At 34.0% G+C, this 12,090-nt stretch carries 10 protein-coding genes; 3 read left to right on the top strand and 7 right to left on the bottom strand.

All coding sequences use genetic code 11. The annotated features are described in order from the left end of the window. Positions 1–108 precede the first annotated feature (108 nt). Together ACP6PM_RS26880 and ACP6PM_RS26875 are read right to left on the bottom strand one after the other, a co-directional pair. The gene (locus tag ACP6PM_RS26880) at positions 109–1,533 is read right to left on the bottom strand and encodes a deoxyribodipyrimidine photo-lyase, 8-HDF type (RefSeq protein WP_426589963.1); all 1,425 of its coding nucleotides are present in this window, start codon (positions 1,531–1,533) and stop codon (positions 109–111) included. A 1,216-nt stretch (positions 1,534–2,749) separates the two neighbouring features. Beyond that, complete coding sequence (locus tag ACP6PM_RS26875) at positions 2,750–3,301, bottom strand: NUDIX hydrolase (RefSeq protein WP_426589962.1); 552 nt, start codon at positions 3,299–3,301, stop codon at positions 2,750–2,752. Positions 3,302–3,694: 393 nt separating this feature from the next. Between ACP6PM_RS26875 and ACP6PM_RS26870 the strand changes: the two genes are divergently transcribed. From ACP6PM_RS26870 to ACP6PM_RS26860, 3 genes are all read left to right on the top strand, one after another. Further along, positions 3,695–4,654 (top strand): formylglycine-generating enzyme family protein, encoded by a 960-nt coding sequence (locus tag ACP6PM_RS26870; RefSeq protein WP_426589961.1) that lies wholly within the window; start codon positions 3,695–3,697, stop codon positions 4,652–4,654. 156 nt (positions 4,655–4,810) lie between these two features. Beyond that, on the top strand, positions 4,811–5,683 hold the full coding sequence (locus ACP6PM_RS26865; RefSeq protein WP_426589960.1) for a hypothetical protein: 873 nt from the start codon (positions 4,811–4,813) through the stop codon (positions 5,681–5,683). Positions 5,684–5,996: 313 nt separating this feature from the next. Beyond that, positions 5,997–6,971, top strand: coding sequence for a DMT family transporter (locus ACP6PM_RS26860; protein WP_426589959.1), 975 nt, complete (start codon positions 5,997–5,999; stop codon positions 6,969–6,971). Between the two features lie 43 nt (positions 6,972–7,014). Here ACP6PM_RS26860 and ACP6PM_RS26855 read toward each other — a convergent pair whose 3' ends face one another. The 5 genes from ACP6PM_RS26855 to ACP6PM_RS26835 form a co-directional block, all read right to left on the bottom strand. Next, entirely contained in the window at positions 7,015–7,716 is a 702-nt protein-coding gene (locus ACP6PM_RS26855; protein WP_426589958.1) for a hypothetical protein, read from the bottom strand. Positions 7,717–8,237: 521 nt separating this feature from the next. Beyond that, positions 8,238–9,116 (bottom strand): ABC transporter permease, encoded by an 879-nt coding sequence (locus ACP6PM_RS26850; protein ID WP_426589957.1) that lies wholly within the window; start codon positions 9,114–9,116, stop codon positions 8,238–8,240. A 292-nt stretch (positions 9,117–9,408) separates the two neighbouring features. Beyond that, entirely contained in the window at positions 9,409–10,032 is a 624-nt protein-coding gene (locus ACP6PM_RS26845; RefSeq protein WP_426589956.1) for a 2OG-Fe(II) oxygenase, read from the bottom strand. A 182-nt stretch (positions 10,033–10,214) separates the two neighbouring features. Continuing rightward, positions 10,215–11,129 (bottom strand): 2OG-Fe(II) oxygenase, encoded by a 915-nt coding sequence (locus tag ACP6PM_RS26840; RefSeq protein ID WP_426589955.1) that lies wholly within the window; start codon positions 11,127–11,129, stop codon positions 10,215–10,217. Positions 11,130–11,897: 768 nt separating this feature from the next. Then, positions 11,898–12,090, bottom strand: a 193-nt coding sequence (locus tag ACP6PM_RS26835) for a hypothetical protein (protein ID WP_426589954.1), incomplete at its 5' end; no start/stop codon positions are given.

Raw genomic sequence — 12,090 nt, 5'->3', positions numbered from 1 at the left:
GATAAGAAAGAAAATACCTTTCAAAATGTTTCTCACCAATATTTGACTTCATCCACAAGTGAAAATTTTTCAGGGAGATATTCTCAGTGAGAAGATATAACTGCTCAACTAATTTTTCTGTTCCTGATAAAGAGATTTAAATAATCGTTGTCTTTTTTTATGGTCAACAATAGGCGCAGGATAACCTACACCTTCTCTTTCATCCGCTGGAATTTTACCAGTAACTAAATATTCTGTATCTACACGACCTAACTCTGAAACCCACTGCCGAATATATTCTGCTTCTGGGTCATATTTTTGTGTCTGAGATGTGGGGTTAAATATTCTCAAAGGTTTTGGGTCCATTCCACTGGAAGCACTCCATTGCCAACCACCATTATTAGCAGAAAGGTCTCCATCTATTAATTTCTGCATAAAATATTTTTCGCCCCACTGCCAGTTAATAATTAAATCTTTGGTCAAAAAACTGGCGACTATCATCCGACAACGGTTGTGCATCCAACCTGTTTCATTTAACTGACGCATAGCAGCATCAATAATAGGATAACCTGTTTTGCCTTCGCACCAAGCTTGAAAATATGCTTCATTATTCTCCCAAGGAAAATTTTTCCAATGTTCTCGGTAAGGACCTGTTTCTAGTTCTGGATAATGGTGCATAACATATTGATAAAATTCGCGCCATGCTATTTCTTTTTGCCAGGTTTCTATATTTTCAAATGCTTCATCGCTAGAACAATTTTCTATTAATTCTTGAGTTTTTGCCCAAACTGTCCGAATACCAATAGTACCAAATTTTAGAGCGGCACTTAGTTGAGATGTTCCATCAATACTAGGGAAGTTTCGCTGTTCTTGATATGAAGATATAGCACCATTAGAAAATGTTTCTAATTTTTCTAATGCTGCTGTTTCTCCTGGTTCAAGAATGAGTTTATTTTCCCAATTAAATCCTAATTGTTTAGCAATAGGTAAGTCAATTACTCCTATTTGTTTTGTCTGTTGAAGTTGCTCTTCAGTTAATCCTTTGAGTAAAGGAGTATTGAGTGGGTTAGATTTTTTTTTGCTATGCCAATTTTTCCAGAAAGGAGTGTAGACACTGTAAGGTTTTTTTGTTCCAGTAAATATTTCTTCTGGCGAATGAAGAAGTTGATCCCAAAAAGTTTTTACTTGAATATTTGCAGTTTCTAAGTTTTTTTGAACTTGGCGATCGCGTTCCTTACTATAAGGTTCAACATCTAGGTTCCAATATACTGCTTTTGCCTCTAAAAAAGTTGCTAATTTTGGTATAGCTTCTGTAGGTTTTCCTGAGATTATTAATAGTTGACTTCCTATTTGTTTATAGCGTTTTTGTAAATGTTGTAAACAACCAATCATATAAGTAATTCTTGCCGGGGCAATATCGTCTCGTTTGAGTATATTTTCATCAAGACAAAATATGCCTACTACTGTTTGAGTTTCTTGAGATGCTTGTATTAGTCCGATATTATCTGAAATGCGTAGATCGCGCCGATGCCAAAATAGGATTAAGTGAGACATTTTGTTTTAGTTTACCATTAACTTTAATGACTGGGTTTAGAGTAATTCTAAGTTACCTATCATTTTGATTTTTATCTGACATGAGTGCCAATTAATTTTTTCTAATTTAGCTATTACAGTTTTCATTTTTGTAAAAAAGGAAGTAGGGAGGAGCGAGTAGGGAATGGAGAGGAGGCAAAAATACACAACTATAACAATCCTATTTCAGTTGTAATATTTTCGTGGTACTTAGGAGTCATAATTTAAAATATTTTCAGTTAAAATTAACTGTTATAAAAATTTTCACAACCAATGCGCTGATTGCTATATTGACTACCATAAAAATAATCCGAAAATCTTGACTAAAATATAGCTACTTCTTGAATATTTAAGACTTTTATAGCACTACAAAAAAGTGTTAAGACATTGATAAAATTGAAATCCTTTACAGCCAATAGTTTTTACTTTAGTTGTTTTGCTACGCGACATGAAAAAAACAGTTCCGACCCGGGAGGGTAACTGAATGCTAAATGCTTAATCCTATACTATTAGCTATGAATTTAAATTTATCCCATCAGTTCCAGCTTTAATATTTTGTTTAAAAATACTCTCTTATGAAGTGAGTTTAAAAAAATATAAAACCAAGAGCTAAGATTTCGGGTAAGGTGAGAGAAATTATTTCATCCCTGTTTTCTGTTAAAAATAATTTTCTATTTAATTTTACCAAAAAATTAAGGTTTAAAACCTCTGCTTTAAAGGAGAAACAAGCGGTCGTTTGCGGAGCATTCCGTCAGGATGGGATGGCGAGGTCTCCTCGCCATATCCAATCGACCAAGAGAGAAAAATTTTTCCTTTGAGTCAATCCTATCCGTTTTCAAGGAGAGGTAATAATTAATAATTAATAATTAATTATTGAATTACCTACTTATCAGTTTCAACAAATACTGTTGCATTAACTTTTTTTAGTGAGTAGGGGAGATTTTAGGTAGCAATAGGGAAAATTAAATTCGATAGTTACTCCGTACTGAACAAATTCCTTTTTTGCTGTAACTATCTTTTTTGAATTTGAAATTACTGGGTTAATTTACTCTAGGGAAAATATTTTTTTGTTTTAATAGAAATTTTCAGGAATTAATACTACACTCTTAGTCGAGCAATAATATTATGTACCCTTAATAAGAGTAAAAAAAAATTACCATCTCCTACTTTATTAATTCTGACTACTGAATTATTACTTCTAGATTCCTGATAAAAATGGTTTGGCCAAAAATAAACTACAGATAGATTTAGCATCTACAAATTCTCCCTCTAAGATAGCTTTTTCTAATTCTTGAGGAGTCATTAAAACTGTTTCCATATCTTCATCAATATCTTGTGCCGGAGGATTTTCTAATTTCTCCAAATCTTCTGCCAAAAAAGCATAAATAAATTCATCTGAGTATCCAGGAGCAAGGGGAAATTCTCCTAACTTTTGCCATTTATTTGCTCGATAACCTGTTTCTTCTTCTATTTCTCGTTTGACAGTATCAGCAGGATTTTCATTTTCTTCTATCGTACCTGCTGGAAATTCTAAAATCCTACCTTGAATGGCAAATCTATATTGTTTTACTAAAACTAATTTTCCATCTGAAGTAACAGGAATACATAAAGCACCTCCAGGATGACGAATACATTCCCAGTCTCCTTCAACTCCATTAGGTAGACGTAGATGGTTAACGTCGAAGTTAAATTTTCTACCTTTATATAGCAGACGTTGTTTAATAATTTCAGGTGCTTCTTGATTTGGCATAAAATATAATAAACTAAATTTTAACTATAATATCATCTTTGTATTAATACAGGTTAACTGGTTAAAGTTAATAATTACAGAATAATTAAGGTTTAAAGCCTCTCTTTTAAAGGAGAAACAAGCGGTTGTTTGCGGAACATGACCTAGGATGGGATGGCGAGGTCTCCTGCTCTTTCAGAGCCACTTAGCAATTCAAGTCGCGCAGCGTTTCATGTTGGCTCTTAGGCGAAAACGCCATATCCAATTTCCCCTTGAGAAGAAAAAATTTTCATGATTAGTCAATCCTATCCGTTTTCAAGGAGAAGTAATAATTAATTATTAATTGTTGAAAGATACTCTCTATAGTTCAAGCTATTTATTTTTTAGTTATCCAGAAATCAATAAAATGGTACTATGAGCAATCGTCGAAATTTTATAAATTTTTTAGGTATAGCAGGACTTAGTTTAAGTTGCAGCTTATTTTTGTACAAAAATCGTGCTAGTCAAAAAAAATCAAATATTAGTAATACCTCAAACAATGCTTTCGAATTTGAAACCTTAAAAGTCGATCTGAGAGGTAATAAAACTGAAAGGCAACGTCTAAAGGTGTCTTTTATCAAAGAATATTTAGATAGTGAAATATTTATAGAAATGGTATCAATTCCCAGCGGTACTTTTCGGATGGGTTCTCCCAAAACGGAGGGTAAAAGATTGCCAAATGAAGGACCTCAACATCAAGTTACTATTGCCTTATTTTTTATGAGTAAATATCCGATAACTCAAGCACAATGGCAAATTGTAGCATCAAAATTTCCCCAAATAAATATACCTTTAAATCCTAATATATCCAAATTTAAAGGCGAATATTTACCAGTAGAAAGCATATCATGGTACGAAGCTAATGAATTTTGTGCCAGAATTTCTCAAAAAACAGCTAAAAACTATCGTTTACCTAGTGAAGCTGAATGGGAATATGCTTGTCGTGCAAATACAACTACTCCTTTTTATTTTGGTGAAACAATTACAACTAATCTAGCTAATTATAATGGAAATTCTAATTATGGAGAAATTTCTAGAGGAGTATGGCGTCGTCAAACCACACAAGTTGGTAGCTTCCCAGGCAATGCTTTTGGTTTATATGATCTGCACGGAAATGTTTGGGAATGGTGTGCTGATGACTGGCATAGTAATTATAATTTTGCACCATCAGATGGCAGGATTTGGAAATCTGAATCAAATAGTTTATATAAAGTTTTAAGGGGGGGTTCTTGGAATATTGGTGCAAGGCGTTGTCGTAGCGCCTCTCGTTATGCTTTAATTCCTGATAGTAAAGATAATTTTTTAGGGTTTCGAGTAGTTTTTTCTAACTACTAATACCATTTATTTATCAAGCTGCACTTAATAAATAGGAAGGAATTATTCATTAAAGGTAAATTTTTTAACCTGTGACTTACCTATATTCTGATTAATTAAACCTAAACTTATAAATGAGAACATTCTTCAAAAAAAATACTTAATAGTCAAATTAATATGGTTAATAAAATAATTTGGAGCATGATTATTGGCACTCTTTGGGGTATTTTATTTTGTGCTGCTTTAGCTGGTTTATTTATCGGAATTAATCAAAATTTAGTCACTATTGTAAGTGCATTATTAATGGGTGTTTTGTGGTGTACAATTATCAGTCTGATTTGGAAATCATTAATGGCTAGACAAGATGAATCTAGTAAAAATTATATAATAGCTGGAATTATTGGTGGTTTTTTTCTAGGCAGTGCTATTGGAGGATTAATGTTAGCAATATTAAATCGGGATGCTAATTTTGGTAAAGCTTATTTATCAGGAGCATTTTTGGGAGGAAGTTTTGGTTTAGTTTGGAGTTTATTTAAACCTCCTATGTTTTTGGGAGGTGTGAGAATTTGGGGTAAGTCTGGAGCAATTTTAGGTGCAATTTGGGGGTCGTTTTTCGGTACAATTATAGGTATAGTTGCTACAATTTGCTTACTGTTTTGGAGTCAACCAAATATTGATATTAGTGGTGATAAATTACCTCAATTATTAATAGTTACTTTGATTTTTGGTGGTGGTAATGGTGCTATTGGTGGAACAATATCAGGAATTATATTTGGTGGATTAATTATGGCTCCTCCTTTACCTTTAGCATTAGAATTAATTGGGATAAGAGGTGCAATTGTTGGGGCAATTTGGGGTTGTTTTTTGACAGCGATCGCTTGGGGAATTATGGGAGCGATTTTATCTATAACTATTGGTGATGATTTGTTTTTAAATATAGGAATTAGTGGTCAAGTTACTTTGCTGAGAGGAGTAATTATTGGTGCAGGTATTGGGGCAATTTGGGGAATAATTTCTGGTGCTTTTTGGGGTAGTTTTGGTAGATGGTAATTGCTGAGTGTTTAAAAAGGCTCTAGGTGGTAGGTTGTAGGTCATTTCAGTTATCAGTTATCAGTTATCAGTTATCAGTACCTTTGGCTAAACCCAGAGGCTTGAAATACAGAAATTGATTTTTTTCATCCCCTTAAAAGGGGAGGCTTTAGACCTTATTTTTTGGTAAAAAAAAGTTGCCTAATACTTACCACCTAATACTAACTAATTAACAAAACTATTGATTTTGCATAAATATTTATTGATTTTTATGCAAAAATATTAATTAATGCTTTAAAATTAAGCTCGCTGCTACTATTTTTTTAGAAATACAATGACAGAGCAATTGGAATTACCGGAGTCAAACTTTTTCCCAGTCGAAGTCAAAAAGGCTTATATTGCCATATTAACGACTCTATTTATAACTGCTTTCATTCCGATTTTGTTCCGAATTAGCGAAGGTTCTATCACCTCTAATGCCACGATATTTAATCGCCTTTGGATCGCGACGGCAATTTTAGGATTATGGAATGGTCTATTGTTCCTAAAGCAGCGATACTCGGGAGAATTCGCTACGGGAACGCTTCCAAACTCATCTGATATCAAACTTTTTCCCGATACCCATAGCCTTCTATTGTCGCTAATTTTGGCAATATCTTTTGTGGGTTTCCAATTACTTTGGGCTTTCTCTCTGACTCAAACCAGCGTTGCTAACTCAGAAGTCCTGCACAGTGTCACCCCACTATTTATTACTTTGGTGGGATGGAGTTTATTTGGTCAAAAGTTTGATCGCCCATTTCTGATCGGAATGGCGATCGCTATTACGGGTTCCATCACCCTGGCAGCTAATGACTTATCCATCACCATTGAAAAACTATCAGGTGACGGAGTGGCTTTACTTTCTGCTGTTTTCTGGGCTGGAAATCTAGTGGTGATGGAAAAACTGCGAACCCAGTTGAGTATTATAGTGATAACGATTGTGCAGTGTCTGCTGGGAACTCTTTTTCTCTTGCCAATTCTCTGGCTAACTGGCGACGACCTCTTTCCCCATTATTGGGGAGGATGGCTAACCGTAATTATTCTGGGTATCACCGTAATTTTAAATCAAACTTTGATGGCTTATAGCCTCAAATGGTTATCTTCAGGATTAATCGCGACCATCCTCTTGCTTAATCCAATTGTTACTGGTATCCTTGCTTGGGTAATCTTCTCAGAAACCTTAAATTTGCTGAACTGGCTGTCATTGTTTATTATTTTATTTGGCATATACTTAACCACATTAAGCAAACAGGGCATTAAGACTCAGTAAACTTTTTCCAGAAGCCCGCTAATTTGGGCTTCACTGTTCAGTATTAATGTAAAAAGGTTTTCGACCACTCATCTAGGTGTTGTACATTACCCATATTGACGACCGCCGTCTTTTCTGATCCCATGCCAACTTGGTATTTGAACTCAACTACGTTAAATCTAGGCTCATCGGGATCTCGACTAACAGTAATTGTTCCCACCACCCGATCGCCTGGTACAACTTTTAAGCTCTCTTGAAGCGGATATAGTAGCTGTCCCCAGTGATTGTAAGTTTCCCCAACTCCTGTGTCCAGAACGACTCCGTTGGGAAAATCTGTGGTGAACCAGCCGAGAAATCCTTTAATTTCAGCGTGTTTGCTAATCGAGTACTCGAAATCCTGACTGAACTGGACAAGTGCGGTCGGATCGACAGTGGCACAGTCAAACTCAAGCACTTTCTGTGGCTGGGAGGCGAGATTGTCTGGGGATAAGTAGTTGACGCGGATACTATTTTTTAAAAAGTAGTCTGACAAGTCCTGCACCAGTTCATCTGTGAAACCGGAGTAGTCCACATCAAGACCCTGAAGTAAGGTTACCGTTTCGTTCCACTCTGCGATCTCTTTTTCTAGCTTTGTCCTGAAAACATCAGCGCGATCGCCATCGTTCCCTGGCGTGTACAATCCTAGCAGAATGGTAGCACGATTCGGGAACATTAACCCACCAGGTTTTAGCCATTTGTCGCGAGCATATGCCACGCTATCAAACATTATTTCTTAATATCTGTCCAATGTGTGTCTAATACCAAATTCAAAAAAGGGATTTACATCTTAATTTATGATTTATTACTACAATAAAAAATATATAAATTCCATAAATTCCATAAATTCTAAAAATTAAACATTTTTTCCTCTTTTTTATTATGTTTTTCTTTCCCAGTTAAGTGTTCCCTGTATCGTGACTGTAGCAATATTTTATGAAATTGGTATAATTATTTGGCTTCAAAAGCTTATGCCAATCAAATTCAGTAGGAAATTTAATTTTACTATCAGGATTATTAGAATAGGGAATTAAGAATGTTTCTAGTCAGCCATAATCCCCTATTCCAAGCGTGACGTGGAACAAAGTGCGTGTTTAGCCATAATGGTTTTTTGTTGATTATTTGGTTGCAACTCAGTTTTGAATCCTGGTAGCATAAAATATATAATTGAAGATTATTATAGGTAATACCAGATTATAGGCAACAGTTAAAAACCCGCAATATACACCTGATAACTGATGCAAGAGTTGTCTACTGATTTCTAAATTTAGGATTAACAAATTCATTCAATCCTTCCCCTAATAAAGATAATCCAACCACCATTAAAGTTAAAGTAAAACCAGGAAAAAAAGCAGTCCACCAAATACCTGTTGGTAAAGCATCTAAAGCTAACCTTAAATCATTTCCCCATTCAGCAGTTTCAGAAGGTAATCCTAATCCTAAAAATCCCAATCCTCCTAATACTAAAACTGCATCTGCAGCATTAAGAGTAAACAACACAGGAACACTCTGAATAACATTTAAAAATAAATAACGAGTCAACACTCTCCAAGTATTAGCACCCATCGCTCTTGCCGCTTCAATAAAAAGTTCCGTTTTGACACTAACTGTATGGTTACGAACTACTCGATAATACTGTGGAATATAAGCAATACTCAAAGCGATCGCAGCATTTAATATTCCTTTTCCCACGACAAAAGCTAAAGTTATCGAAAGTAATAATCCAGGCAAAGTATAAACAGTATCCATAAAAAATATTAAAATTTTATCAACTCTACCTCCAAGATAACCACTTATCATTCCTAATGGCACACCAATAATTAAACTTAATGCTGTGGCTAAAATTACAACTTGCCAAGCAACTTGTGCGCCGAATAAAGTTCTTGAAAATACATCATAACCTTGACGACTTGTGCCAAACCAATGTTCAAAAGAAGGTGCTTGATGTATGGGGTTACTGAGAAATTCTTGAGGGTCTTGGAGTAAGCCTAAATTTTCTAATAGTGGGGAAAAAACGGCAATTAATATAAACAAAATTGTAATTGTTAAACCTACCCACATCATCTGCATTGAAATACTCGGTTTACTAGACAAACTGAAAAATTTTGCTCGTGAAAGTCTATTTGTCATAATCTGATAATTGCTCAAGTAAGGAAATAGAATTTTAGCATAATATTGATACCAAGTCCGATTTCCCTGTCTTTCCACACTCTGCTTTTTTGAGCAAACCCTAATTATTCATTATTCATTATTAATTATTTCTCCATAGCAAACCATTAATAGTAAAGCGACTATCTGCAAAATTTGAAGTAAATAGCAAGAATAATTAACACTAATTAGGGTTTACCGAAAAAGTCCGTTGGTAAGGGTAGGAGTCAGGATAAATGGGAATCATAGAGGAGGGAGCCGTAATTATTAATTATTAATTATTTTTCCATAGCCAACCATTAATAGTAAAGCGACTATCTGCAAAATTTTTAGAAGGGCAATTTACTGGTAAAACTTCGTGCCAGTAACGACTAAGAAAGAAAATAATACTGTTATTTTTAGGTGCAATTTTCTTAAATGAATTTGCCTGCTTATAGTAATTATTATCCATTTTTTCATCATATAGAATTAATTCTCCGCCAGAAAATTGTTTGGGTTGTTGATAAAAATAGTAAACGTAGGTAATTTCTCTTTTAGCAACTTCTGGCGTTCCATTATCATTATGTGTCTGATAATAATGACCATGATTATGAGCTGTTACTTGTGCTTCTATTTGAGCGATGGGAAATTCTTGATGACCAAGTTTAACTAAAACTTGAGGTAAAATTAATTTAATTCGTTGACTAATTCTAGTTTTAGAAATAGGTGCTAAATGTAATACTGTTGATTTGCGAAAGTTAGGGTCACTTAAGTTTAAGCTAGTAGTACTTTTTTGAAAATATGCTTCTAGTTTAATCACAGATTCGAGAATTTTTTTATTTTCTGCCTGAGTTAAAAAATTATCAATTTTCACACATTTTGATTTAACTAGATTTTGCTTATATTTGTGACTCAGCATAATTACACCAATTTAATAAACGTACACTTTCTTGAGTAGGGAATTGGGGGAGCGGGGGAGAAGTAAATAGCAAGAATAATTAACACCAATTAGGGTTTACCGAAAAAGTCCGTTGGTAAGGGTAGGAATCAGGAGAAATGGGAATTATAGAGAAGGGAGCTGTAATTATTAATTATTCATTATTAATTATTTCTCCGTATCCAACCATTAATAGTAAAGCGACTATCTGCAAAAGCTTGAGAAGGACAAGCTACTGGCAAAACTTCGTGCATATAACGACTCAAGAAAAATACGATACTATTATTTGTAGGTTCTATAGTTTTAAAAGTTTCGGCTTTGACATAGTGTTTTCCTTGAATTTGACTATCGTAAATTATTAAATCACCTCCTGTAAATGCTTTAGGTTCTCGATAAAAATAGTAAACATAAGTAAGAACTCTAGTTGCAGTATCAGGAGAACCATTATCATTATGAATTTTATAGAAGTTATTATCGTTATGAGCTGTTAACTGACTTTCAATTTCGGCAATTGAAAATGCAGGAATGCTTAATTTGTTTAATACATCAGGAAAAATTTCTTTAATTCTCTTGACTATCAATTCTCGGAATTTTGGGAAAGAGTGCAATACTAAAGAACGACGATAATTTTCAGCTTTAGTTGATGTTGTAGTTGGTACAAAATCTGATTTCCTTTGCCATATATAGTTTAATAATTGTTGAGTTTCTAAATTTGTGAATAAATTTTCTATAACTAAATAACGAGATTCTAAGTTATCTGTTGTAGAAGTAGGAGGAGTATAAGTTTTAATATTAGATTTACTATCTTGTGGTTGTAAGTGCTGCAAATAAATTGGTGGTTCGGTTACCATTCCTACTAAATGTTCGCTGGGAAAACATAAAGCGGAATGACCTTCTGCTAGAGGAATTTGAAATAGGCTAGAATTTTCAGTTTTTTGATGTTTAAATAATAATGTTTTGGCTAAAAGTTGGAGTAAGGGTGCATCAGATTTAAGATAAATAGTATATTGATGCCCTCCTGTTAATAGGAGTTGAATTTTTACTTCTTGGGGTACGTTTTGTGGTGGAGTAACGGTCATAATTTTTGCCAAATAATCAACGTCTTAAGTTGGTTAATAGTTGGTAATGCTTCAAAGCCTTTACATACTATACTTATACAGATTTTTACTGGTATACTCAATACTTTTTCCTTGAAAATGCGTGTTGAAAAATATAATTAAATTTCTCAGTAGACTATATTTTGTCTTGCCACTTCTAGAGTTAAAAGTCAGACAGATTATATGAATAGTTCCTCACAACTTAACTACTAAAAATTTCCGAAAGTCAAATTTAGATTAATCTCCCATATCCAATTTTTTCTCATCTCAAAAGTTCTGAGTAGGCAATATTTTGCCTTGCTACTTCTAGATCTAAGAGTCAGACACATTATATTTAATTGTAGATAACTGCTTAACTAGCAAAAATTCCCCAAAGTCAAATTTAGAGTAAGCTCCCATATCCGATTTTTTCTCATCTGAAAATTTGTGAGTAGGCAATATTTTGCCTTGCCACTTCTAGAGCTAAGAGTCAGACATATTATATATATGAATTTTTACTGAGTTTTCCACTACTAAAAATTTCCGAAAGTCAAATTTATAGTAACCTCCCACATCCGACTTTTTTCTCATCTCAAAAATTCTGAGTAGACTATATTTTGCCTTACTACAAATTTCCGAAAGTCAAATAGAGACTACCCAACCAAATCCGATTTTTTCTCATCTGAAAATTTGTGAGTAGACTATATTTTGCCAAGGCATTTCTAGAGCTAAAAGTCAGAGAGATTATCTGAATTTTCATTGACTCCTCCACTAGCAAAAATTTCTGAAAGTCAAATCGAGAGTCGCCTCCCATATCCAACTTTTTCTCCTGTGAAAAATTTTGAGTAGACTATATTTTGCCAAGGCATTTCTAGAGCTAAGAGTCAGAGAGATTATCTGAATTTTTACTGACTCCTCCACTAGCAAAAATTTCTGAAAGTCAAATCGAGAGTCGCCTCCCATA

The organism is Dapis brunnea BLCC-M229 (genome assembly GCF_050015995.1).
Classification (GTDB): domain Bacteria; phylum Cyanobacteriota; class Cyanobacteriia; order Cyanobacteriales; family Microcoleaceae; genus Trichodesmium.
The sequence above is the reverse complement of the archived record's forward strand: the minus strand, read 5'-3'. Positions and strand labels throughout refer to the sequence as shown.